This is a genomic window from Yersinia antarctica, assembly GCF_056636475.1.
On the sequence record NZ_JBSJQF010000001.1, the window covers coordinates 3153958 to 3176190 of the forward strand.

Genomic DNA, 22233 nt, shown 5'->3' on the forward strand with positions numbered 1-22233 from the left:
CAGGTATTGAGCACACTTTTTATGGCACAATCATCCCGTTATAGCGACGAACAAGTCGAAAAACTGCTGTCAGAATTGGTCAGCGTAATGGAAAAAAACCGTACTCCCACCAATCTTTCTTTGATGGTGTTGGGGAATATGGTAACAAATTTGATCAATACTAGCGTGGCCCCAGCGCAGCGCAAAGTATTGGCACGTTCTTTCGCTGAAGCTCTTCAAGCTTCGATAAGTGAAGATAAAGCTCATTAATTTATCGGCCAAGACTGCAATCTCAATATGGTGACAAATCGTCAGCGCTATCGTGAAAAAGTCTCCCAGATGATCAGCTGGGGGCACTGGTTCGCCCTGTTTAATATCCTGTTTAGCCTGGTGCTGGGTAGCCGCTATCTGTTTGTCTCCGATTGGCCCTCATCGCTGGTTGGCCGTATCTATGCCCTCGTCAGTTGGCTCGGGCACTTTAGTTTTATCGTTTTTGCTGCTTATTTGTTGGTGATCTTCCCACTCACCTTTGTGGTGATGTCGCAGCGACTACTCCGTTTCCTTTCCGCCGCCTTTGCCACTGCCGGCCTGACTCTGCTGTTGGTTGATACCGAAGTTTTCACCCGTTTCCATTTACACCTTAACTCGGTGGTATGGGAATTGGTGGTTAACCCAGACCAGACCGAGCTGGCGCGTGATTGGCAATTAATGTTTATTGCCGTGCCTGTCATTTTCCTGGTCGAGATGCTTTTCGGCACTTGGGCCTGGCAAAAACTACGCAGCCTTAACCGGCAACGCTTTGTTAAGCCGTTGGTGGCGGTGTTTATTTCTGCGTTCTTTGCCTCTCATCTGATTTATATTTGGGCCGATGCCAATTTTTATCGCCCAATCAGTATGCAACGCGCAAACCTGCCACTCTCTTACCCGATGACCGCCCGTAAGTTCCTTGAGAAACACGGCCTGCTCGATCAGCAGGAATATCAGCGTCGCCTGGTGGAACAAGGTAATCCAGATGCACTGGCGGTTGAATATCCACTCAACCCAATTACCTTCAGCGATAAAGGCAGTGGTTATAATTTGTTGCTTATTGTGGTTGATGGTATTCGTGCCAGTAGCCTGCAAAAAGACATGCCTACCCTGGCCGAATTTGGCCGTTCCAACATTCAGTTTGACAGCCACTACAGTTCAGGCAACCGTCAGGATACGGGCTTATTTGGCCTGTTTTATGGCATTTCGCCTACTTATTTAGACGGTATTCTCTCCGCGCGCGAACCCTCAGCGTTTGTTACAGCATTAAGCGCGCAGGGTTATCAGTTTGGTCTGTTCTCATCCGATGGTTTTGAGTCACCACTCTACCGCCAGGCACTGTTAGCTGATTTCACATTACCAACTCCCGCAGTGCAACCGGATAGCGAAACCACGGCACAGTGGCAGCAATGGCTGTCCACGCTCAACAATAATGCACCATGGTTCTCATACATTAACCTCAACGGGGCAGTTGAAGCACAAGACCCGGTAATCGGGCAGAAGGTTGCGTTACCGACTGACTTTATCCGTCACTACCAGGCAGGCGCAAAAGATGTAGATCAACAGATTGCGACTATTCTGGATACACTGAAACAGCGCGGTCAGCTCGATAAAACCGTAGTTATTATTACTGCAGCCCATGGTGTTGAATTTAATGACAGCGGCAATGATACCTGGGGTGCAAGCAGCAGCTTTAATCGCCAACAACTGCAAGTGCCATTAGTGGTTCATTGGCCAGGCACGCCAGCGCAGGCCGTGAATAAACTGACCAATCATGAAGATATCATGACAACGCTAATGCAACGTTTGTTACACGTCAAAACAGCGCCTGAGGATTATTCGCAAGGGGAAGATTTATTCGCCGCACAGCGCAATAATAACTGGGTGGCAACCGGTGACAATGGCATGTTAGTTATTACTACGCCAACACAAACCGTTGTATTAGATAATAACGGTGAATACCGCACCTATGATGAGCAAGGCAATGAAGTCAAAAATGAAAAGCCTCAGCTTCCATTACTGCTGCAAGTGTTGACGGATATAAAACGTTTTATTGCGAACTAGCTCTAAAAACAAGCATTGGTGCGCTCAAAAAACAAGCGAACGTTTTGCCAAGTCTTGCATTAATAACGGTAAAATGTAGTATAACCGTCATAGCATCGGCATGTAGCGCAGCTTGGTAGCGCACCGTCATGGGGTGTCGGGGGTCGGAGGTTCAAATCCTCTCATGCCGACCAAAATACCTTAAGAAAACCAATCCGTTAGGGTTGGTTTTTTTGTTTGTGGGATTTGACTGATGTGGCTATGGTGTAAAATAACCAGACGGCAAAAAGCCACGCGCACTACCTGCCAGAAGACAGGATAGTGCGACTCATACGTAGTTTTAATCGATAATGACTCGGCCATTAAGTGGCTGTACAGGGCGATTATTCGTATGATGAACCACAGAGCGGAATTGATTAATTTGTTCAGCAGAAGCGCTCGCAGGCTGCTCAAGCACCATCCAACTGACACCTTCAGAGCAAGGTGGTGTGGTTAGTGAGCCACTAAAGCGATAAAAATCAAACTTTTTGGGTAGCAATGCTTTGATATCAAGAGGCTTATTTAATATCGCCATTTGGTCAATCGCCGTTGGCATTTGCTGCCAAGCCTGTGCCAGTTGTGGATTTGCATCCCCCTGCTGGAACATGAGTGCGAGCACAGCCAGTGCCCCATCTTTATCTTTATAAACAAAATGAGCTTCTAACGGAAACTGTTTGCCATCAATCTCATTTTCACTTGGGGTATGGAAATGGAATTGCTGTAATGTGAAAGTATCGCCGTCCAGTTTCAGGGTATTGCCAGTGCTGACATTCACCTGAATCGTATGGCCGTTATTCACGATTTGCTGTTTACCTGGTTGGAAAGCCAACTCGAGTTGACTGTGATGGGTTTTCAATGCTCCGTGAATATTAACCGGCGACTGATTTTTACCTGTTTCGCACAGTGAGAAATCCGGTGAGAGCTTTCCCCAATGGGCAGGATCTTCCTGACCTTCATATCCCCAATGAGCATGTTCCGCCGCACAGACTGAAAAACTGGCGGCCAACAGCGCTGCAACTAATAACTGCCCTTTCATTTCTAATCCTTTTTACACAAAAAAACTGAATTAACCCTGACGAATATCCCATGCAAAGAATGATGTTATCGCTTAGGGTAAGAGAATAACCCAGCTTTTTTTAAGGATATGTCAGCCACATCCTACAGACAGGAGGAATAAGCTCTAATTAACTGAATTTAAATATATTTTTTAATCAACCAGAAATGTAACAAACTGCGTTTGTTCACCTGAAGTGATGGGTAAAATGGGGCGAGGGGAAATTAATGGAAAGGCCAAAATTATAATCAGCCTTTCCAACATTACGGGGTTATCGCGGGTTTAGAGCACTTCACCATTGCTGGCAATCACTTGCTTATACCAGTCAAAACTTAATTTGCGTGAACGCGCCATAGTACCAGTGCCATCATCATTTTTATCCACGTAGATAAAGCCATAACGTTTGCTATATTCACCCGTAGTGAATGATACACAATCAATACAGCCCCATGGGGTATAGCCCATTAAATCAACACCATCTTCAAATACCGCTTTTTTCATTTGCTCAATGTGGGCTTTGAGGTAAGCAATGCGGTAATCATCGTGGACCATACCGTCGGCAGCCACTTTGTCGATCGCGCCAAAACCATTTTCAACAATAAACAGCGGCTTTTGATAGCGCTCGTACAATACGCTCAGTGAATAACGTAAGCCGACAGGGTCAATCTGCCATCCCCAGTCTGACGCTTTAACGTGTGGATTTGGCACGCTGCCTTCAAAGCCAGAAAGTGAATTACCGCTGCCAGGGTTAGTAGCAGAAACGGCATTACTCATGTAATAACTCAGCCCCATATAATCAGCACAGCCATCACGCAGAGTATCAAGATCACCCTCTTCCATTTTGATGGTGAATCCGCGACGTTCCCACTCATTTAGAATATAGGAAGGATAGTAACCGCGCATATGGACGTCACCAAACAGATAACGCTCACGCATAGCTTCTACTGAATACATCATGTCATCAGGATGGCAGGAGAATGGATACAACGGCACCATCGCCACCATACAACCAATTTTGAACTCAGGATTAATGGCATGACCAAGCTTGACGACCTTAGCACTGGCAACAAACTGATGATGCAGCACTTGGTACAGCGTTTCCTCTGGATTTTCTTGCTCAGTAAACACTACGCCCGAACAGCAATAACCAAATAACGGATACTTCCAGTTGCGCTGATTATTGATCTCGTTAAAGGTCATCCAGTATTTAACTTTGCTTTTATAACGCGCCATCACCACTTCACTGAACTTCACGAAGAAATCGACCACCTGACGGTTTTTCCAACCACCGTATTCTTTCACCAGATGCCAGGGCATTTCGAAATGAGATAAAGTAATGACCGGTTCGATACCGTGTTTCAGTAACTCATCAAACATATCATCGTAAAATTGTAACCCGGCCTCATTGGGTTGCTGCTCATCGCCATTCGGGAAGATACGCGTCCAGGCAATAGAAGTACGGAAACATTTGAAGCCCATCTCAGCAAACAGCGCAATGTCTTGTTTGTAATGGCCATAAAAATCAACCGCTTCATGGTTAGGATAACGGTAGCCGTCCTGTACGCCATCAGTCATCACCCGGTCAATTCCATGCGCACCACCCGACAATACATCGGCGATACTCACACCCTTGCCGTCTTTATCCCAGCCGCCTTCAACCTGGTGTGCTGCAACTGCGCCGCCCCATAAGAAATCTTTCGGTAATTGTTTGTGGCTCATTATTTTCTCCCTTAATACTGTGGGCAACTGTAGGCCCTTGAAATGAAAATCAATGGCGGGATGGCCCATCTGAATATTTAAACGGTTAACCCCGATTCATTTGCGCCTGAGTAATCGGCGCGCCAGATGCTTTAGCGCTGTTTTGCTGTTGCACACTTTCAGGCTCATCAGTAAACCCAACCAACCAAGTGAAAAGTGCGCCCAACACGAACGCTACCGTGATCGACAGCAAGAAACCAAGGAACTGCGCCATATGGCCCTCTTTGAAAAAGACCGGTAATACCGCAATACCCGGTAAGCAGTAACTCCATGACACCGCATTAGATGCCCCTGCGATAGCACCGCCAATTCCGCCAGCAGCACAACTGCATAAGAACGGTTTTTTTAGGCGTAGTGCCACACCATAAATTGCCGGTTCGGTAATACCGAACAACGCGGTGATACCGGCCGACAGTGAAATACCCTTCATCTCACTATTGCGGGTTTTTAAGTAAACGCCAAACATGGTGCCCGCCATGGCAAAGACAGCGGAAGCTTGTAAGCCAGTAAAGGTGTCATAACCCAGCGTCGCATAGTTACCAACGGTAACAGGCGTGATCCCCCAATGCACACCCAGTGTGACCAGCGGCTGCCAGAAAGCGCCGACCATAAACCCAGCCACTGCCGGGCTAAGGTTATAAAGAGAGTTATAAACACCACCAATCGCACCGCCGATCAGATTACCCACCGGGCCGAACACCAATAACGTTAGTGGCACCATGATGGCAATACAGAACATTGGGGTGAATAGATTGCGCACCACCATTGGCAGGATCCGCTCAAAGAAGCGCTGCACGTAAGACATGGCCCATACCATCAAAATAATCGGAATAACCGAGGCGGTATAGCTCAGGTATTGCACGGGAATACCGAAGAAATCCAAGGTTGGCGATGATAAGGGAATACCAGCGATAGTGTTTAAAATATGGGCCACTTGCGGATTATTCAGTGCTTCTTGCATTAGCTGCTGAACGGCTGGATCGGCCGAATTCAGCGTAGTAATTTTATTGGCTGTCAGCATATTCATATAATCAGGACTGATCAGGGCACAAGCGGTAATGACTGCGGTGAAAGGATTAACATTAAATTTTTTGGCAGCGGTAAAGGCCACCAGCACGGGCAGGAAGGTAAAACCGGTCCAGGAAACAAAATTCAGAATACGGTAGGTGCCGCTCGCCGCATCCATCCAGCCAATGGCGGCAAGAAATGAAATAATCCCCTGTAAAATACCGCAGGCGGCTAACGGGTAAAGGAATGGGGCGAAGATGCTGGAGATAATATCCATCAAACGGCTAACAATACCGACCTTGGGTGCAGCAACCGGGGCACTTTCATCGACATTAATCAAGCTGATGACATGTTTATAAGCATCGCCGACATGATTACCGATCACCACTTGCATTTGCCCACCCGCTTCAATAACGGTGATGACCCCTTTAACACGATTTAAACGTTCTTTGTCGACAATTTTATTGTCTTTCAATATAAACCGTAAACGGGTCGCACAATGTGTGACATTAATCACATTATTATCACCGCCAATATATTGGATAATTTCCTGAGCGGTCAGTGCGTAATCTATTGCCATTATTAATCTCCTGTCGCGGGTACTGAGCGTAAGATAAACAGAGCGTTATTGGCTTATTATTAATATTCGTAGCCGGTTGAGATTGGATTCTAGCAAAAAGAAAAGCGAAGTCACGATATAACAAAAATCGTGAATTGGAATATGTTACACTCAAAAAACACAGTGTTTTATGGTGCTTTTTTATTAATTAATTGCGGGAGTTTTTTACCAATAGTTTCTATTATATATAATACTGGAATTTGAGTGGTAATATTATAATGCCCTTCCAATACAATAGGTGGCATATGATAGGAGATATTAAGGTCGGCCATTTTGGCCAGCGTTGAGTTATCACTGTTTGTCAGGCTGATTATTTTACAATTATGTAAACTGAACTGATTAGCAATACGGATAATCTCTTCGGTTTCACCCGAGACGGAAAATATGATAGCAATAGCATCCTGATACATATCGCTGTTGATAGGATAATAGGGATCGTCAATATAAGTACTAAACTTGCCAATATTCGAGAAGAAACGCGCGCTGTATTTCCCTAACGCCCCAGAGGTTCCTATACCCACAAAAATAATTCGGCGCGTGGCGGCTATTTGTGCCGCAGCCATATCCAATAAGTCATCAAACTCGCTATTATTAATACTTTTAAAATAGCTAATTATCTCACTGATACCAAAACTAACCGGTGGTTTTTCGTCATGCTCTACATATAATTTAAACCGCACCCGGAATTCAGAATAACCATCACAATTCATTTTTTTGCAGAATCGTAAAACCGTAGTAGTAGAAACACCCGCTGCATCAGCCAGTTCTCTGATGGTCATATACATCACTTTATCAGTGTTTTTTATGATGTAATTATAAACGATCAATTCCAGTTCGTTCAGCGCTGATATTTCTTTATATGTAAACATACTGATACCTAGATTCCCGTGATTCGCCTGTAATCAAGGCACTTATGCAACGCAATGGCCCAAGATAGCGAATTTAACATGAAATGGGGTCGCTAACGAGCCAGTTGTGGCTGAGAACTGAACTCATAGCTGTTACTCAGTAGAGTCAATATGAATAGGCCGGGCTATTAAGCCCGGCTTAGAGCACTGGCACTATTTTACGACCGGCCAATCAGGTACTCGATAACCTTGATTGACAGCTTCAATTAAAAGCCATTGTGGCAGTTCTGGTAAATCAATCAACGGCCAGTTTTCCCTTGTTGGCCATGCACGATAATCAGAGCGGATTGCTGTTAGCTCGGTACGTTGGGCTTGGGTTAGTGGGGTATCGTCGATACAATAATCACTGACCATCATCGGGTCGGTCGCAATAATAAAAGCATCGCGATAACTGCGAGCCTTTGCTGCCAGTTCATCCGCTGTAAGGGCTGGCGACGGTGGAATATTTAACCATGCTGGCATCCCCTCGACTGTACCCCTCATTTTCCCCTCTGGAGGCATGCCCGAATAGGTAATAAAAACATCCTCAGACACCTCTATTCCATCCTCCGGCCAAGAGCTTGCCTGCTGATAGGCATCAATTAAATCAACCGGATAAAAACTATTATCTGTTTGGCTATAAAAGTAAGAACTCATTTTGTATCCTTATTTATTAACATCCGATCGCAATCCAGGCAATAGCACCGCCTGTCGCTGACACTACCTGTAATGTTGTTTTTGTGAATATTCCTGTCGTCGCATAAGCTGATGGTGTGCCAGATGATGCAAAAGCAACAAGTGCGTTATTAGGAAAAACAATAGGTAAATTAACGATTTGACTCCCTGATGCAGAACCAAACTGAATAATGATCCCGCCTGGCAATTTTTGATATCCGTTTGGACTTGGTGAAGCAGCAAAACTTGCCATATCAGGTATTTGATTAACGCCCGTTCCCACGTTCCTTTTAGCCGCATCTCCCAAACCAAGGTTTAAGAGAGTACTTGCAACGGCTGCCGCCCCCGCATTTTTAATTTCCACAAGGTTATTGGCTGTTTTTAAAAATCCACCATCAGTAATTAATTTAGAGACAGCAGTCGCCACCTGATCAAACTTCTCACTGTCAGCATCAATATTCGCGGCAGAAAGAACACTCATTAATTCCCGCTGTAAGGTGTTAAACCATTCAGCCGGTAATATCGTTGGGGGAACGCCGCCGGCGACATTGCCGTCGGTAAATTCGCCATTATTGTCGGCGCGTGAATTAGGAATATCTCCAATTTTTTGCATAGTAATACCTCACCAATTAAGGCGTTTTAAATTAATAGAAATTGATTAGTTAGCTAACGTAGCCAAACTTCAGAATGCTATGAGACGGATTTAACACCGCAAACCGGCATTCAAGTTGTTTATTGCCCCATGACCGCAGCGGATCATTGCAATAAGTGAGGCCACATTGAGCATAATGAAGCGTGGTTTCGGGTGCAGTAATCAACCACGTGAATGGCCACTCGTCACCGTTCAATGCATCACGACATACCGACATACCTGCGCATGCTTGTCGGTATTGGGTGATAGCAATGGAGTAACCCAATGCCTTGGCCACACGGATAAAATAGGCCGCAGACTGGCCGCCGATGCCAAACAATTTCGACACCACTGCCCGCTGGCGCTGGATCATGCTGTCTACTTCACCAATGGCACATAGATCCGGTAGCCCCACAGTGGCTTCCCACTCAGGTAACATAGCCGTCGCCGTTGCCGGGAATGCCGCAGACAGCAAATCTTGCGCATCTTCATCGCTACGCTGATACGCATTCGCCAGCGCCCGCAAGACATCAGTCTGCACACCATCCGGTCGCCGTGGCCAGACTAATCCCATCGGCATTAATGCTTGCAAAGCGGTGGTATATTCACTGACAGAGTAGCGACTCATAGGTAGCTCACCGTACCCCTAATGGGGAGTTTGCCAGTTTGTAACTCAATATTGGCCGCCGGAGATTGCATAATAAAGCCCCCGGTTCCCGGGATCTCACCAATTGCCAGTAATAGTGATGACCACAAGATTTTGCCACCGGGTTCACCTTCGCTGAAAAACACCTCATCGATAGCGGCATTGATGGCGGTCGTGGTAGCACTGTCGGCATGCGATATCCCACTAATAATAAAATCAATGGGTTGTGCAACTGGCGCACAAACATAGACCAGCGCGATGATCGGTTGCTGTGGATAAATATTATCTGCCACCCGCTGTTGATCACCAGTGGCTTTTACCGCACCCCATGATTCCAGAGATGAAATACCGTCGCTACCTTGCGGAAAACCGTCGTGGTCGTTGTCATCGCACATAATATAAACCCCGACAGTCCCTACCCCCATCAGCCGCCGTTTTACCCAACAACGGGTCACTCCCGGTACCCTTAATGCCCAAGATTGATAGTCGGTATCATTACCACCTTGCGGGATATTCTGGTAAGCCAATAGCATACGGGAACGAAATGCATCCTCAGATTCAATATCCGCACCGCCGGAAATTTTACTCAGTGCCGTGGCGGTGGCCTGAACACCATCAATAGCAATATCTAGCGTCAGCAGGGTGCCAGCCGCACTGTTACCCCGGCTACCGCCGCCAGTCGCATCCTCTAATGGACGGGGTAACATGGCAGTAATAGCTCCCAGGACGTAGCCATCTGGAGAAATCTTCACTTCATTATCAAGCCGATACTGATAGCCGTCGGCCCGATTAAGCAAGCGCCCGGCAGGAATAGTTCGTCCGGCTATCCCACTAAAGCGAACGTCAGTCGCAGTAGCCGGATTTGCTGCTTTACGAAACACGTCTTTCAGTGCCGCCCAAGCCGCAAGGTACTCGTCGGTGGCATGGTATGGCGTGGCTTGCTGGGCGATATAATCCAGATAGCCATAGTGCAGGTGTGCCATCCCCGCATCTGCATCACTGATAATGCCAATATTGGAGAAACGCAGTAAGTTGCCGCCGGTTTTCAGTTCCGATTGAATATAAGACTGATTGAGTTGTCGCAATTCACTTAACGTGGGTCGATTAAATGGCATGAATTACTCCTCCCATACCCATGAAAATTTCACTGAAGATTGGGCTTTACCCGGTTGTTGGTAAGCAATAATCAACAGCAATGTATTGGGGTAAATTATTTGTGCCCGGGTGTTTATGGCCGCCACAACACTATCCTCGGTCAGCCACGCCAATGCTTCTGCCGCGTAGTCCTCGGCTTTGATCGCAACCTGAGTGGTAAGTTTTTCCCGCCGCAATAACCACAACCGCGAACCAATAGCTGATAGCGCCCCGCTGTCCCCCCACCAGCCGCGGCGATCATCGCCATCAATAGCATCATCAATTCGCGCCAGACGGTCAGTAAACAAACTCAGTAAAATAGCGGTATGCAAATCATCGCCATCCAGCACTCCCCCGCGACCTGTCTGCCAATCCCCCAATGAGGCATCGACATCCCAAACCGTTTTAATATCTGTTGTCATTGCACCACCTTAGCGGGCGTCTCACTGGTAAGGGTCGCGCTGCCCGACTGTACATTTTTGAGTTGATGGTTGTGGCTGTTATAGGCATCACGTAAGGTTTGCAGCGTGATGCTATTGCTGTCTGCGTTATCAACAATATCGCCGCTAACCTCGAGTAACGGCGTATTCAGCCGTACTTTTACCGATGCGTTTACCGTCACCGCGGTAGCATTATTGATTGTCACCGGCTGATTGTTAGCCTCAATGATTACCCCACTTTCCGTCAGTTTGATAAATTGCCCCCACTGGGAATAAATCACCGTTTCTCCGGCTGTTAGTCCTGAATGGCGATAAGCCGGATGGTTGGAGGCGATGATCAGGCCGTTGGATCGGTCCCCGCCCAGAAAACCGATAACCACGTCACTGCCAGCGGGCAATCCCGATGAAAAACCAAACTCAGCCAGCCTGGGGGTATCAGAGTGGACTTCCAGTTGGGTTTGATACTGCACAGTTTGTATCCCGTCACTGTCGTCAAAGGCACTCACTCGCCCAAGTCCCAACAGCATTTTTATCTGCCGGTACAGGGTCGAAATTTGCCCGGTTAGGTCATTCATAGTTAGCCCCTATATCACTTAATGTTGTAAGGCTGGAATGTGAAGGCAGCAGGTGGCATCAGGGTCATTTTGCTCGTCGTCCCTTTCTCATCTTTGGCATAAACCACTTCCGAGAGTAGCCACAGCTCATCATTAAGCCCAAATACTGGAATAGTAATGGGAATCAATGTATTAACTTCCCATAGCCGGCCATCGCGATCGCGCCAACTGTCAACTTGTACTGTCAAGACGTTGGCGCGACCAGAGCGGCGGTTCATTTCCCATTCGATGCAATCTTTCAGCAAATGTGGCGAATTCACGGTACTTTCGACGATAATGACCCGGTTACGATGGCGGGCCGGAAATTGTTCGGCCAATAGTGTGTCTCGCGTGGTAGCTCGCACCGAGGTGTTATCCCCACCCGAGGCAGAATGCCTGGCTGCGGCATTGGAAGAGAGCACCACGCCGGTGTAATCAACAAAGCGTTGATTGATATCGGTATGAAGATTGGCACTAAGAATATTGATGCCCTGTGCCACACCACTTGCAGCTTTATGCGTTCCAGCGCGGGTCAGATATAAGTGGCCATCCGGCTGGTCGTAATAGAGCAATGCAGCAGAGCGCGTGACGTGATCAATCACCGCTTGCGCCGTTTCTCCCCAATTCAGAGTGAATTTCGGCACAATGGTCATATCGGTAATATCAGAGGTCACTTTGATGCCGTAAGGTTCGGCCAGTTTTTGCGCAATCTGTAACACCGTGGACTGACTAATCACGCTGTTTGTCCATTCAGCAGAGCAATCCACCAGATCCTGGCACTTACTGCGCCCCGAGGCACTGACTTGATGTGTTGTGGCCGCAATAGCGCAATCCCAACTGTCAATATAGCCATTTAACACAGCATCATTACCCAACTTAACCACGCAGGGAGCTCCTGGGATAATCCACTGTTGCCCTCCACTGGCGGGATAACGATCCATCAGCGATAACTCAAAACTACTGGGTAATTTTTCAATACTCCGCGTGACCTGAACTTTGCTCCAACCGGTGATCGCTCTGCCGTCTATCTCTAGTGTTAAGTCATCACTTGGCATTTTATTATTCATAGATTCAATGCCCTAAATCGAATTGGCATAAATGCCGGATGAATCGGATTCGCCATTTTCACTAGTGCATCACCACGTAGCGCATCCTGATATAACCGATTCGCCAGCATCAGCGCGGGTAGTGAGCGGTTAAAACTAACCTCGTTGATGCGAGATAAATTCGCCCCGGACTGTTGCAATAGCGCCACGATAGATTCGCGCATTTGCATCAGCGCACGGTAGGTTTCATCATTGCCGCGATCGGCGGCGGCCAGTGCTGAGCTATCAATCACCTTACTGACCCTGCCAAGTACAGCGACAGCATCGTCATAACTTTCCGGTTGATACTGCGCCGCCGCGATAGCCATCCCTCCGGCGCATAAAGTCATCATTAAATGATGGCTGGCGTCAGCAATTGCGATATCACTGCTATTGGCTCGGAAGGCGTCTTCGTGAGCCGCTGTCAGGCTTTCCATCATGCGGATAACATCCAGTGTGCTAAAACCACCATTTAGCAGCGTGTTAACCAGAGTGAGTAACTTGTCGGCATGCCCCTCAACACTGTTAGTCGCAAGTAACTCATTCACGGCAGCACTGATTGCCGCTCGCCCTTCGACGATAAACGCCAGCCGTTGCGCCACTAACATGGGTAAGTTGGTGGTATCACTTTGCTGGTTCACAGCTTCCGTCACGCCCGAACTGCTGCCACCGACAGTACCGTGGTTAAAGCGGCCATAACGGTTTCGGCCAAAGGTTGAGCGCAGTGCGTTACCCAGATTACTGGCCTCATTGGCAGTATTCGTTACCATTCGGCTCCAAAATTCCGCCGTACTTTTCAAGGTTTTTATTACCTGAGTGGCCGAGCGCATCTCTCCTTTTACCGTTGAGATAAAACCAGCGACTGCTTTGGCGCTCAATCCCAGCCAAGAGGAGTGCGCAGACGCGCTCATTTCAGCCATACCGGTGATGGCAAAGGCACGTAAGCCGGATTCGATAACGGTTAAGCTGAACGCGAATACCCGCTCGCTGCCAACACCTTCATCAATTTTCAGCCCCGTGTCAGCGATGCTGACAGTCATCTCACCCAACGTTGGGTGGACCAATGTCCCTGGCCCGGCCATTTCACAAGCTGCGATCAATGAATCGCGCTGAGTCATTACATCAGGTGCGGCGTAGATCTGGCTGTTTTGTACCAAAAATCCAGTTAAAACAATGTTCCGCGTACTGCGCCCCAAATCCTCGATATAGCTGGTATCGCGATAAGGGTAAGTGTGCACTGCCTGACGACGACCAAAACTGCCCTTGCTATTCAGGACCACGAAGGGCACCCCCCGAAAGGAGGCTTGATGGAGGTGTTCCGACCATTGCCAACTGTCGTCGCTTCCTCCCAAGAGCGCTGATAGTGCGTTATTGATAAGTGACATTTCGTTCTCCTGTCCAGTAGTAGACGTTAGGAAATAAAAAACCCGCCGGAGCGGGTTATATCGATATGCTGATTGGTTAATTTTTACGGATATTAATAGGGAATTACATCTGCATGGCGTGAGCTATTCTGCTGCCTCCCTGAGTTGGGATCACTAAGCTTTCACCGCTTCGACTGTCGATTAACGTCAATTCAATCTGCACCCGATTGTTCTGCATCGCGGTAGCGATAACATCAGCAATAGCATTAACGTTAACCCCCCCCCACTGAGTCAGTATAAAAAGGTGATTCAGCTGTAGGGATGCTGCCTATATTATTATCTGGTACAAGAGAAGATGAGGGGCTAAGGGAATAGGGATCTTCAGCACCGAATTCAGTTATGCGATTGTTGCTCCAGGTGTTTTGTGTTTGAGTTTCAACTTCAACCCCGGATCCCAGATTAAAAAGATCGGTTAATGGAGTGGACTCAATTTTAATTGGCCGGCGTCCGGAAATATCACCCGCACTTTCAGTCTGATAATTTATTTTCTCTGCATCATTGGGCTTAATATGATCCTGATATTTCTTACGAAATCCATCAGTCATAAGACCGCTATTAAGCATGGTTATTTCATACCAATTAAGTTGTTTTTTAAAATCTGTATTATTATATGCCCATCGCATTTTCGCCGAATCATTACCACTGATTACCCCTAAAGTACGCATTATGGCAAAATTATCTGGACCATAAGTCAGCGTGTCAGTTAAACCACCAATGCCATCAGCCACTGAGCCATCAGAGACAAGAATTTCGTATCCGATGTTAGATAGCTTATCTTTCAGACCATCCCAAGCAGCACTTAACTCATCGGTGTTCTGGTCTAACTCTGTCAATTGTATATTAAGCTCAGGATCAATAGTTAGGCCAAATAGAGTAGATTTAGCCAGCAAATCTTTTAGTTGCGCCCCCTCTCGCAGCAACTCAATAGTATTACCGTCTATTTTCAGAGCATTCGTCAGTTTACTTTGTACTTGGGGTGCCATTTGTGGAAAATCCTCGGCAATTTTAGCTATTGTTGCTGTAGCATCAACCGTGCCATTTTCATTACTGATAATGTCAAACCCATACTCATGTAGCTGCGCCAGCCCCTGAACATTATGGCCCCATAGCATATTATTCAAATTGCTGTAGAGCTGCTCAGTTGATTTTATCGCAGCCATTTGTTCAACACCTCGAATACGCATAGCGCCACTTATTTGACTAAATTGATCAATAGGTGCATTAACGTTCCTCGCCGCTGTATTTATTTTACGGGCCTCATCAGCACCATTATTAAGCCATTCCACTCCCGCAGTTACAACAGCAATAATTGTGTTTCCACCACCAGCTAATTTATAGTTACTGAATATTTGAGGTGGTATTTTAGATAATGGAGAAACCGTATTCATATTGTATTTATTAGCCATTTTTGCCAGCCTTAATTTTATTAATCCGCCCGGCCTGCTGGCACCACCACATTAAGCTACTGTAGGTCAGGGACCAGGCATCGCCCGGCCCCCAGCTATAATAGTAAGTGACGTCAGCGATTATTTCGCGCCATCGCCCCCTGTTGGGGAGTAGGCTAAAAAACCCATCATATAAACCTCACAGGCTTTATAGTCGGTAAAAGCCATTTTCTTGATAGCCTCACGCGGCACCCCTGAGACCAAGGCAATCAGCAATCCCATACCGCTGAGCGAACCTGACTTGGTTTGCTCATCGTAGAATTGCTGTACTTGCAACAGTGTCGGTTCACTAAGCTCGACCACCTCGTAGGTGGTCTTGGTTGCGTCGTGTTGAATGGCTTTCACCAGTGAAATAGTTTTACTGCGCTCCAGTACAGTCATATCAATTCTCCGTCACCGAACCGCCTTCCCAGCTCACATCAACCGTGCCTTCAGTGCTGTCAACCACCAACGTGCTCACCGACCACATGCCGCTACCAATAATGGTTTTGCCGTTCGCCAATTCGCAGACAATATTGACATTGGTCTGGTCGTTAAAATCACTGATAGAGACCCCGCCGCTGTCACGGATAGTGCAGGAAATGGACGGTGCCACCACGGTTTCTTTATAGCCATGTACCCCATCCATGCCCATGACAGTTTCACGTTTTACCTTTGAAGGGCTGTATTTGAACTGACCGGCCACCATAATAGTAATGCCATCAACGGTGACATAAGCCGTACCTGCCAGGCGGTTTGAAGTATCGCTCATAATTTATTTCCTATTTTGTTAGTGCATTAAATGGCTAAGGGTTAAACAGCCGCTTGCAGACGGAATTGATTGAGAACCGCAAAGATACGCAACTGATTAATCAGCACGCCGGTCCACAACACATCAACACGATTTGGATTACTGGCATTTTTCTCAACTATCAGGCCACGGGCGAAACCTTTGGCATCCTGAACATAGCCATTAAATTCCAGGGTCTGATACTGAGCAATCAGCTCGGCACGGATGGTATTTGGCGTGATGATGGCCGAGCCTGGTGCAAAACGGGTACCATCGGCAGCCAACTTCATGCGAGCAAACTTCGAGGTCACCTGAGTTCGTAGGTAGCGCGTGACAAACATCAATAAGAACAAGGTCTCAATTTGCAAATAACTATCATCCGCAGCACCGTATTTGTTGGTCTGATAAGTCGTAATGATATTTTCGATTTGAACTGTCCCGTCGTCCGCCACCGTCACGGTTGAAATACCGCTATGCAGCAAGTTATTCCGCTCAGTCAGGGTAAAACGGCTAGAAAGGGGCGCTGCCAATACACCACTTACTGCCAACGTTTGCAGTGGGCGGCCGGGATCATTACGCAAGCTTTGTGCAATAGCACCAACATACGCGGCTGACCAGAGGTAAGCCGGTGTCGGCGAGTTATGGATCCCGAGCAATGAGGCATGTTGGTCATTACGCAGTTCACCGGCCGCAGTCAGTTGACCATAGGTGCCGGAGTGAGCGGCAAAGCTGTGACCATACAGTTGCTGACTATAGCTCCAGCGCCCGGTGCTATCAGAAAGGAATGCCTTGATGGCATCCAATGACGCGGTATCCGTGTAAGGGTTGATAATGAAATCGAAGGTACGATCTTGTAAGTTTGCCAGGCCACTTGCCAGTTCAGGCGCGCCTGCACCGCCTGCCATCGGGGTGATCGACAACACCAGACTCTCCGGAGTGGTCTCTCCACCGGCACTCCCCAAATAGTTCAAACGCAGATCGATATTGTTGCCATGTGCTCCTTTGTTTTTGGCTGTTAGCACCACAACAGCGCCTTCCGATACGCCATCACCAGTATGGGCAACCGTTACCGGTAATTCAGGTTTACTCTCGATTGCCGCTGCCAGCGCCAGAGCGATGGTATTGGCATCATCAGTCGGCACTACCGTGGTTTGTACACGAATACCGGCGATATACAGTGAGATAACACCGGTTGCTGATGCCGGGGTCGTCACGGTAATTTTACCGATGGCAGCAACCATAGCTTCAGAGTCGCGCAATGGTAGAAGATAGATTTCGCCAGCGCTGTCATTGGCCAGATATGCTGCCATTTGCCCATGTAGCATTGAACCTGCACCACACAAACCGGCAACGGTGGCGACAGATGAAACCAGCAGCGGCACATTGACGGGCAAAGTGCTTTCCGCCAGGGTTTGCCCGATAATCAAAGTCCGTTGAGGGGTGCTCGCTGTGTTAGCTTGGGAATTATCAAACTCGGCAAAGAACAGTGGCGTACGTAGATTACTCGGGATATTAGTGAAAGGAATTGTCATAATTTTTTACTCTCCGTTGTTAACACTTAAAATGCAGGTTTCGCTGTTTTTACCGTAACCTGCACCACATCACCGTCTTGAATACGACGGTGCCAAAATGGGTTATCAGGAACCTCTGCGCCAGATTCAGGCAAAAAGGTGCCCTTGACCGGGTCACGCACTGCGCGGCCAGTCATCGGTTTTACAAACATAGGGTTACTCCGAAAGGGTGATGGCGATCAGCGGGTCTGTGGTGCCATCAGGCATATCAATCGCAATGTCGATACCTGTCAGTGGCGTGGTTTCTACTGGGAAGAAGTCTTCCGGCCCTTGGTAATACTCAAGATCGAGTTCTATTTTCACTTCAGCAAAATGTTGCTCGCTGCTGGTATCGATACCCATCGTGGTACGCACTTTGGCAAATTGCTGAATCTGGCGAGTCAGTTCATAACTGTTAATCACTGCCCGTTGAATCTGTTCACACAAACGCTCAAGTGCCGATGCCGCTTCCGTGACTCGATTTACTGCCTCACTTAGTTGGATATGTCCGCTAATGCGTAAGGTGGTCATGGTATTAAACTGCGGTACATTGCGGCCAATAGACTCTTTTACTTCAAGTGGTGTCTGTAACAAAATGGCTGGATAAGTGGTTACCGGCCATGCATCAGTTGAATAGATACGACCTTCCGCATCTGTTTTGCCCAATAATGCGGCAGCGGCCAGTTGCCTGATTAGTGCAGCATTCATAGGCTCACCTGATAAAAAATGAGATATCTGACATTACTACCGATCATGGTTATTCTCCTGGTAAATGGTTGCCCCGTTCGGGGATAAGCCTGTCGTCTCACGGCGGTAGTGGATTATTGATTTGGTTATTACGCCAACGAATGACCTCATCAAGCCGTCCTTTACAGAGGCGTAACTCTCGCTTGAGTGCCAACGCATATAAACTACTGTCACCCCATGTGGAACCAACAAATTCCGGGATTTCACACTGGGTCATCGCCGACTCAGGTGGCAGTAATAAGGGGGATTTCACCACCTGAAGGGCCGGCTTATTCACGCAAGATACTAATGCCAGGCTCAGGCATACGGCTGACAGCGCAGTTGTCAGTTGCGGTTGCCGCCACAAAACGCTTGAGACGATCCTCAGTTTCATGTCGCAATACCCTTTCATTTTCCAACTGCCGTGCGACGGCAGCCCGATTAGCCGCATCGTTTAACTGATAGGCAGCGATGGTGTTATCCAATGTTTGATTAACAACTCGTTCAGCCTGTAACTCCGCATGCTCCTGCACCTGTTTGGCACTCAAGCGATAGGTATTGGCCATCAGCCCCATGAGTAATATCGCGAGCAACACCGTGGTGATGGCACGCCTATTCATTTGCCCTCCCTGGCTTTCGCTTTTATTGCCGTCAGGTTCGGTGTCAGACAAAGTTCATGTTCAATCTCACGCCGATTAACCAAACCCTGCCAGCGCTTGCCACCCGCCATAATCCAGCGCCGCAACTCCCCGCATGCGCCGGTTATATTTCCGCTATTGAGTTTCTTTAATAAGGTTGAGTGGATAAATGCGGTTTTACCGACGTTATAGGTAAATGAATAGAGCGCTGCGCGGGTGTAATCTCCCACAGGTACCTGTATCGCATCATCGACCGACTTTTTCACCACCAGTAAATCCTGCTGTAATAGCGCATCACACTGTTGATCGCTATACAGTTTTCCCTGGATAATGTCGTTACCAGTGTGACCATCACACAGCGTCATGACGCCCACTACGTCGTTGTAGGCGATGTATTTACGTCCTTCAAAACCATCGTGCCCACCCAGCAATGTTCCGGCAATGGCTACTGCTCCACCGGCTGCGGCACCCAAAACTTTCTTACGCAGTGAAGGCGTCATGTCAGCTCTCCATTTTGTGTAGCGCGTCATTACATACCGCAATTGCGGCTGGAATATCGGCCACTGTTTTATTACGCAAAAAATCCCGTAGAATTTCTGTTCGTCTCTGCTCTTCTTTAATTATTGCGTCCTTTTCCCGTAAATTAACGTAATAAGTTTTGATGGTAAATATTACGCTAATAATAGTACCCAGAATAAAGATGTAATCCTGTAAACTCAGCGCTGAAAATAGAGCAAGCGATCCTGCCCACCAATACGGCAGTGGATTTTGTTCACTCATTTAATACCTCCCAAGCCGATACACTTGCGCGTATGACTAACAGAAAGAGGAAAGCCCCAACCATGCGGGGCTTTCCTCTTTCTTAATCAGTATGTAACGAACCAGTGATATCAGACTAATATACTTTTTGCGGACCGCGTTAGTGTTTTTTTATAAAAAATAGATTTATTTTTAATTAAATACACATCAACTAAAAAACAAAAAACCTCACCAAAGCGAGATTTTAAATTATGATAATTGCGTAACAAACTAACCAGTAATGTCAGACTAATACACTTTTTGCGGACCGCGTGAGTGTTTCTTCATAAATATGTAAATTCTCTATTAAAGGGTCCATAGTTAATTTCACATTCAACATTGCCAGGCAGCCATCAACAAAGCCTTCCGCCATTTGCATATTAATTCGCACCAGTTTTTCATCTCTTTTCTGCTGACGAGCAATTGCTCGCTTGGATTGATTAAGCACATAGTGACGGATGATCAATTCATATTCATCTGGCCGGTATTGTTTTAATCGAGCAACGCAACCATCGACAACCAGACCGTCATCATCACAACAGGAGGCTTTACTCTTAGACGTATCAGGCAATAACCCCTTAAAGCCCGCAGCGATAGATGAATAATCCAGCCCGGAGCTATATCTTGCCCATACTCCCCAGCGCGCCAGGACTAATTGAATATCTCTCATGTTTTGGTTCTGCTGACTGTGGCTTCCGGTTTGTGTACCGTTTATTGAACTCATAAATAATTACTCCACAAAAGGCAGGGCACCGTGATGACACCTCAGCCTATCGATTGCTCAACAACGGAAACCACCGTAAGTCTGGCCGCCGTCTTCTTGTGATAAACAGGAACAACCTATGCTACATATCTGGATAGCAGTGATGCGTGCCAGAACGATCTCATACGTTTCCCTGATATATTTTGATTGATTATTACCGCAAGTGATTTTATAGTCAACACCGCAGATGATTGGATATTATTGCTAACGGTAATAAAATTGACTGATGAAAAAGAACCCATTGACGCCAGAACAGTTAGACGACGCTAAGCGGCTGAAAGAGCTGTTTAATGCCAAGAAAAAAGTACTGGGTATATCCCAAGAGTCTGTCGCGCACGAATTAGGGGTTGGGCAAAGTGCCGTAAACCAATTCCTTAACGGCATAAATCCGCTCAATGTGACCAACGCCGCTGCTTTTGCCAAAATACTCAATGAACCAATCAGCAGCTTTAGCCCTTCTCTGGCGAAAGAATTGGCGAAAATGGCCGAAAGTTTATCGATCTCGGCGCGTAATGGGCTAAATGATAAACCGGCCGGATCAGTTGCTAACAGCTATCCGTTAATCAGTTGGATAAGTGCAGGTAACTGGTATGAGGCAATAGAGCCTTATACGCTGCGTGATATTGAAATCTGGCCTGAATCGACCAAAAATGCCCATGACAACGCTTTTTGGCTCAGCGTTAAAGGAGACTCCATGACATCGCCTTCAGGGATCAGTTTTCCTGAAGGAATGATTATTCTGGTTGACCCGGAAAAAGAGCCGCTACCCGGTAATTTTGTTATTGCCAAACTGACTGATGATAACGAAGCAACATTTAAGAAACTCATTGTTGATGCTGGTGTTAAGTATTTGAAACCATTGAATCCCTCCTATCGATTAATCGAACTCAATGGCAACTGTAAGATACTGGGTGTGGTGGTTGATGCTCGCTGGCTGGAAATAAACTAGCCCCCATCTAGATAAACACCGGTGCTCAGTTGTAGTTGGAAAAATAAATCACTTGTATAAACAATCAGATAAGCACCCACACATAAAATAACCGCCAGTGATTCCCACAATTAATCACCTGCGGTTATTTTATTGACGTTAAAAAATCAGTAATAGTCGTTTTCTCGCCTCAATCCGTGTAAAACAGCGTTGTCTGCCACTCGCCAGTGCTGTATATTAATACAGTATTTACTCATTCAGGAAAAAGCCATGCGTGTTGAATTGATTTATGACAAACGGAATGTCGCCGGCCTACCCAACGCCGCTGAAATGATTAAGGCAGAGTTAACCAAGCGGGTGCATCGGGTGTTTCCTGATGCTGAAGTTAAGGTTAAACCAATGCAAGCCAATGGCATCAATACTGATGCTAATAAACAAGAAAAATCAGTACTGAACCGGTTGGTTGAAGAAATGTTTGATGAAGCCGACGAATGGCTGGTTAATGAGTTTTGAAAACCATTTAGCCGGGTAATCAGGCGCGGCTCATATTAATGCATTATAGTGCGCCATTATT

Annotated in this window: 27 protein-coding genes and 1 tRNA gene; 5 read left to right on the plus strand and 23 right to left on the minus strand. The window is 46.9% G+C overall.

The window, feature by feature from the left end; translation table 11 throughout:
• Positions 1 to 21 precede the first annotated feature (21 nt).
• The 3 genes from ACWJJO_RS14620 to ACWJJO_RS14630 all read left to right on the plus strand — a co-directional run bounded on the left by ACWJJO_RS14620 (position 22) and on the right by ACWJJO_RS14630 (position 2243).
• The gene (locus tag ACWJJO_RS14620; protein ID WP_372559402.1) at positions 22 to 249 is read left to right on the plus strand and encodes a YejL family protein; all 228 of its coding nucleotides are present in this window, start codon (positions 22 to 24) and stop codon (positions 247 to 249) included.
• A gap of 27 nt (positions 250 to 276) precedes the next feature.
• Complete coding sequence (gene yejM, locus ACWJJO_RS14625; RefSeq protein WP_420073729.1) at positions 277 to 2070, plus strand: LPS biosynthesis-modulating metalloenzyme YejM; 1794 nt, start codon at positions 277 to 279, stop codon at positions 2068 to 2070.
• A gap of 96 nt (positions 2071 to 2166) precedes the next feature.
• A tRNA-Pro gene (locus ACWJJO_RS14630) sits at positions 2167 to 2243 on the plus strand.
• Positions 2244 to 2389: 146 nt separating this feature from the next.
• Here the strand turns inward: ACWJJO_RS14630 and ACWJJO_RS14635 are convergent.
• From ACWJJO_RS14635 to ACWJJO_RS14745, 23 genes are all read right to left on the minus strand, one after another.
• Positions 2390 to 3124 (minus strand): carbonic anhydrase, encoded by a 735-nt coding sequence (locus ACWJJO_RS14635; RefSeq protein WP_083158343.1) that lies wholly within the window; start codon positions 3122 to 3124, stop codon positions 2390 to 2392.
• A 300-nt stretch (positions 3125 to 3424) separates the two neighbouring features.
• Positions 3425 to 4861 (minus strand): 6-phospho-beta-glucosidase, encoded by a 1437-nt coding sequence (locus ACWJJO_RS14640; protein WP_083158342.1) that lies wholly within the window; start codon positions 4859 to 4861, stop codon positions 3425 to 3427.
• 85 nt (positions 4862 to 4946) lie between these two features.
• Complete coding sequence (locus tag ACWJJO_RS14645; RefSeq protein WP_083158341.1) at positions 4947 to 6488, minus strand: PTS transporter subunit EIIC; 1542 nt, start codon at positions 6486 to 6488, stop codon at positions 4947 to 4949.
• A 167-nt stretch (positions 6489 to 6655) separates the two neighbouring features.
• Positions 6656 to 7396 carry a MurR/RpiR family transcriptional regulator gene (locus ACWJJO_RS14650; RefSeq protein WP_083158340.1) on the minus strand — a complete coding sequence of 247 codons (741 nt, stop codon included), beginning with the start codon at positions 7394 to 7396 and terminating at the stop codon, positions 6656 to 6658.
• 192 nt (positions 7397 to 7588) lie between these two features.
• Positions 7589 to 8071, minus strand: a complete 483-nt coding sequence (locus ACWJJO_RS14655; RefSeq protein ID WP_481091178.1) for an L-threonylcarbamoyladenylate synthase — start codon at positions 8069 to 8071, stop codon at positions 7589 to 7591.
• Positions 8072 to 8087: 16 nt separating this feature from the next.
• On the minus strand, positions 8088 to 8702 hold the full coding sequence (locus ACWJJO_RS14660; RefSeq protein WP_481091179.1) for a gp53-like domain-containing protein: 615 nt from the start codon (positions 8700 to 8702) through the stop codon (positions 8088 to 8090).
• Between the two features lie 49 nt (positions 8703 to 8751).
• Complete coding sequence (locus ACWJJO_RS14665) at positions 8752 to 9348, minus strand: YmfQ family protein (protein WP_083158339.1); 597 nt, start codon at positions 9346 to 9348, stop codon at positions 8752 to 8754.
• Positions 9345 to 10481: a baseplate J/gp47 family protein gene (locus ACWJJO_RS14670; protein ID WP_481091180.1), complete on the minus strand. Its 1137-nt coding sequence runs from the start codon at positions 10479 to 10481 to the stop codon at positions 9345 to 9347. The genes ACWJJO_RS14665 and ACWJJO_RS14670 overlap by 4 nt, the downstream gene beginning before the upstream one ends.
• 3 nt (positions 10482 to 10484) lie before the next feature.
• Positions 10485 to 10922 carry a phage GP46 family protein gene (locus tag ACWJJO_RS14675; protein ID WP_083158337.1) on the minus strand — a complete coding sequence of 146 codons (438 nt, stop codon included), beginning with the start codon at positions 10920 to 10922 and terminating at the stop codon, positions 10485 to 10487.
• Positions 10919 to 11515 carry a phage baseplate assembly protein domain-containing protein gene (locus tag ACWJJO_RS14680; RefSeq protein WP_481091181.1) on the minus strand — a complete coding sequence of 199 codons (597 nt, stop codon included), beginning with the start codon at positions 11513 to 11515 and terminating at the stop codon, positions 10919 to 10921. Before ACWJJO_RS14680 ends, ACWJJO_RS14675 begins: the two co-directional genes overlap by 4 nt.
• Before the next feature lie 14 nt (positions 11516 to 11529).
• Positions 11530 to 12600: a phage baseplate assembly protein gene (locus tag ACWJJO_RS14685; protein WP_481091182.1), complete on the minus strand. Its 1071-nt coding sequence runs from the start codon at positions 12598 to 12600 to the stop codon at positions 11530 to 11532.
• Positions 12597 to 14003 (minus strand): DNA circularization protein, encoded by a 1407-nt coding sequence (locus ACWJJO_RS14690; protein ID WP_481091183.1) that lies wholly within the window; start codon positions 14001 to 14003, stop codon positions 12597 to 12599. Before ACWJJO_RS14690 ends, ACWJJO_RS14685 begins: the two co-directional genes overlap by 4 nt.
• 251 nt (positions 14004 to 14254) lie before the next feature.
• The gene (locus ACWJJO_RS14695) at positions 14255 to 15448 is read right to left on the minus strand and encodes a chemotaxis protein (protein WP_481091184.1); all 1194 of its coding nucleotides are present in this window, start codon (positions 15446 to 15448) and stop codon (positions 14255 to 14257) included.
• Between the two features lie 120 nt (positions 15449 to 15568).
• Positions 15569 to 15868, minus strand: a complete 300-nt coding sequence (locus ACWJJO_RS14700; protein ID WP_042568283.1) for a phage tail assembly protein — start codon at positions 15866 to 15868, stop codon at positions 15569 to 15571.
• A 1-nt stretch (position 15869) separates the two neighbouring features.
• Positions 15870 to 16238 carry a phage tail tube protein gene (locus tag ACWJJO_RS14705; protein WP_042568284.1) on the minus strand — a complete coding sequence of 123 codons (369 nt, stop codon included), beginning with the start codon at positions 16236 to 16238 and terminating at the stop codon, positions 15870 to 15872.
• A gap of 41 nt (positions 16239 to 16279) precedes the next feature.
• A complete protein-coding gene (locus ACWJJO_RS14710; protein WP_372569357.1) occupies positions 16280 to 17788 on the minus strand; it encodes a phage tail sheath subtilisin-like domain-containing protein in 1509 nt (502 codons plus the stop codon).
• A 26-nt stretch (positions 17789 to 17814) separates the two neighbouring features.
• Positions 17815 to 17979 (minus strand): DUF2635 domain-containing protein, encoded by a 165-nt coding sequence (locus ACWJJO_RS14715; RefSeq protein WP_071843434.1) that lies wholly within the window; start codon positions 17977 to 17979, stop codon positions 17815 to 17817.
• 4 nt (positions 17980 to 17983) lie between these two features.
• Positions 17984 to 18514, minus strand: a complete 531-nt coding sequence (locus tag ACWJJO_RS14720) for an ATP-binding protein (protein ID WP_083158331.1) — start codon at positions 18512 to 18514, stop codon at positions 17984 to 17986.
• Between the two features lie 97 nt (positions 18515 to 18611).
• Positions 18612 to 18830 (minus strand): Rz1-like lysis system protein LysC, encoded by a 219-nt coding sequence (gene lysC, locus ACWJJO_RS14725; RefSeq protein ID WP_481091185.1) that lies wholly within the window; start codon positions 18828 to 18830, stop codon positions 18612 to 18614.
• Positions 18823 to 19152 carry a DUF2570 domain-containing protein gene (locus tag ACWJJO_RS14730; RefSeq protein WP_083158329.1) on the minus strand — a complete coding sequence of 110 codons (330 nt, stop codon included), beginning with the start codon at positions 19150 to 19152 and terminating at the stop codon, positions 18823 to 18825. Before ACWJJO_RS14730 ends, lysC begins: the two co-directional genes overlap by 8 nt.
• Positions 19149 to 19670 carry a lysozyme gene (locus tag ACWJJO_RS14735; protein WP_083158328.1) on the minus strand — a complete coding sequence of 174 codons (522 nt, stop codon included), beginning with the start codon at positions 19668 to 19670 and terminating at the stop codon, positions 19149 to 19151. Before ACWJJO_RS14735 ends, ACWJJO_RS14730 begins: the two co-directional genes overlap by 4 nt.
• A 1-nt stretch (position 19671) precedes the next feature.
• Positions 19672 to 19950 carry a hypothetical protein gene (locus ACWJJO_RS14740; RefSeq protein ID WP_083158327.1) on the minus strand — a complete coding sequence of 93 codons (279 nt, stop codon included), beginning with the start codon at positions 19948 to 19950 and terminating at the stop codon, positions 19672 to 19674.
• A gap of 262 nt (positions 19951 to 20212) precedes the next feature.
• Positions 20213 to 20638 carry an antiterminator Q family protein gene (locus tag ACWJJO_RS14745; RefSeq protein ID WP_372569899.1) on the minus strand — a complete coding sequence of 142 codons (426 nt, stop codon included), beginning with the start codon at positions 20636 to 20638 and terminating at the stop codon, positions 20213 to 20215.
• A 319-nt stretch (positions 20639 to 20957) separates the two neighbouring features.
• On the opposite strand from ACWJJO_RS14745, the gene ACWJJO_RS14750 reads away from it, so the two are divergent.
• Together ACWJJO_RS14750 and ACWJJO_RS14755 are read left to right on the plus strand one after the other, a co-directional pair.
• Complete coding sequence (locus tag ACWJJO_RS14750; protein WP_481091186.1) at positions 20958 to 21680, plus strand: LexA family protein; 723 nt, start codon at positions 20958 to 20960, stop codon at positions 21678 to 21680.
• A gap of 249 nt (positions 21681 to 21929) precedes the next feature.
• Positions 21930 to 22172 carry a DinI family protein gene (locus tag ACWJJO_RS14755; RefSeq protein WP_005190119.1) on the plus strand — a complete coding sequence of 81 codons (243 nt, stop codon included), beginning with the start codon at positions 21930 to 21932 and terminating at the stop codon, positions 22170 to 22172.
• The last annotated feature ends 61 nt before the right edge of the window (positions 22173 to 22233 follow it).

What these genes read in the sequence shown, in the direction of transcription:
- ACWJJO_RS14620 (WP_372559402.1), top strand. Translation starts at nt 22, where the DNA reads ATGGCACAATCATCCCGTTATAGCGACGAACAAGTCGAAAAACTGCTG.
- yejM (WP_420073729.1), top strand. Translation starts at nt 277, where the DNA reads ATGGTGACAAATCGTCAGCGCTATCGTGAAAAAGTCTCCCAGATGATC.
- ACWJJO_RS14635 (WP_083158343.1), bottom strand. Translation starts at nt 3,124, where the DNA reads ATGAAAGGGCAGTTATTAGTTGCAGCGCTGTTGGCCGCCAGTTTTTCA.
- ACWJJO_RS14640 (WP_083158342.1), bottom strand. Translation starts at nt 4,861, where the DNA reads ATGAGCCACAAACAATTACCGAAAGATTTCTTATGGGGCGGCGCAGTT.
- ACWJJO_RS14645 (WP_083158341.1), bottom strand. Translation starts at nt 6,488, where the DNA reads ATGGCAATAGATTACGCACTGACCGCTCAGGAAATTATCCAATATATT.
- ACWJJO_RS14650 (WP_083158340.1), bottom strand. Translation starts at nt 7,396, where the DNA reads ATGTTTACATATAAAGAAATATCAGCGCTGAACGAACTGGAATTGATC.
- ACWJJO_RS14655 (WP_481091178.1), bottom strand. Translation starts at nt 8,071, where the DNA reads ATGAGTTCTTACTTTTATAGCCAAACAGATAATAGTTTTTATCCGGTT.
- ACWJJO_RS14660 (WP_481091179.1), bottom strand. Translation starts at nt 8,702, where the DNA reads ATGCAAAAAATTGGAGATATTCCTAATTCACGCGCCGACAATAATGGC.
- ACWJJO_RS14665 (WP_083158339.1), bottom strand. Translation starts at nt 9,348, where the DNA reads ATGAGTCGCTACTCTGTCAGTGAATATACCACCGCTTTGCAAGCATTA.
- ACWJJO_RS14670 (WP_481091180.1), bottom strand. Translation starts at nt 10,481, where the DNA reads ATGCCATTTAATCGACCCACGTTAAGTGAATTGCGACAACTCAATCAG.
- ACWJJO_RS14675 (WP_083158337.1), bottom strand. Translation starts at nt 10,922, where the DNA reads ATGACAACAGATATTAAAACGGTTTGGGATGTCGATGCCTCATTGGGG.
- ACWJJO_RS14680 (WP_481091181.1), bottom strand. Translation starts at nt 11,515, where the DNA reads ATGAATGACCTAACCGGGCAAATTTCGACCCTGTACCGGCAGATAAAA.
- ACWJJO_RS14685 (WP_481091182.1), bottom strand. Translation starts at nt 12,600, where the DNA reads ATGAATAATAAAATGCCAAGTGATGACTTAACACTAGAGATAGACGGC.
- ACWJJO_RS14690 (WP_481091183.1), bottom strand. Translation starts at nt 14,003, where the DNA reads ATGTCACTTATCAATAACGCACTATCAGCGCTCTTGGGAGGAAGCGAC.
- ACWJJO_RS14695 (WP_481091184.1), bottom strand. Translation starts at nt 15,448, where the DNA reads ATGGCTAATAAATACAATATGAATACGGTTTCTCCATTATCTAAAATA.
- ACWJJO_RS14700 (WP_042568283.1), bottom strand. Translation starts at nt 15,868, where the DNA reads ATGACTGTACTGGAGCGCAGTAAAACTATTTCACTGGTGAAAGCCATT.
- ACWJJO_RS14705 (WP_042568284.1), bottom strand. Translation starts at nt 16,238, where the DNA reads ATGAGCGATACTTCAAACCGCCTGGCAGGTACGGCTTATGTCACCGTT.
- ACWJJO_RS14710 (WP_372569357.1), bottom strand. Translation starts at nt 17,788, where the DNA reads ATGACAATTCCTTTCACTAATATCCCGAGTAATCTACGTACGCCACTG.
- ACWJJO_RS14715 (WP_071843434.1), bottom strand. Translation starts at nt 17,979, where the DNA reads ATGTTTGTAAAACCGATGACTGGCCGCGCAGTGCGTGACCCGGTCAAG.
- ACWJJO_RS14720 (WP_083158331.1), bottom strand. Translation starts at nt 18,514, where the DNA reads ATGAATGCTGCACTAATCAGGCAACTGGCCGCTGCCGCATTATTGGGC.
- ACWJJO_RS14730 (WP_083158329.1), bottom strand. Translation starts at nt 19,152, where the DNA reads ATGAATAGGCGTGCCATCACCACGGTGTTGCTCGCGATATTACTCATG.
- ACWJJO_RS14735 (WP_083158328.1), bottom strand. Translation starts at nt 19,670, where the DNA reads ATGACGCCTTCACTGCGTAAGAAAGTTTTGGGTGCCGCAGCCGGTGGA.
- ACWJJO_RS14740 (WP_083158327.1), bottom strand. Translation starts at nt 19,950, where the DNA reads ATGAGTGAACAAAATCCACTGCCGTATTGGTGGGCAGGATCGCTTGCT.
- ACWJJO_RS14745 (WP_372569899.1), bottom strand. Translation starts at nt 20,638, where the DNA reads ATGAGAGATATTCAATTAGTCCTGGCGCGCTGGGGAGTATGGGCAAGA.
- ACWJJO_RS14750 (WP_481091186.1), top strand. Translation starts at nt 20,958, where the DNA reads ATGAAAAAGAACCCATTGACGCCAGAACAGTTAGACGACGCTAAGCGG.
- ACWJJO_RS14755 (WP_005190119.1), top strand. Translation starts at nt 21,930, where the DNA reads ATGCGTGTTGAATTGATTTATGACAAACGGAATGTCGCCGGCCTACCC.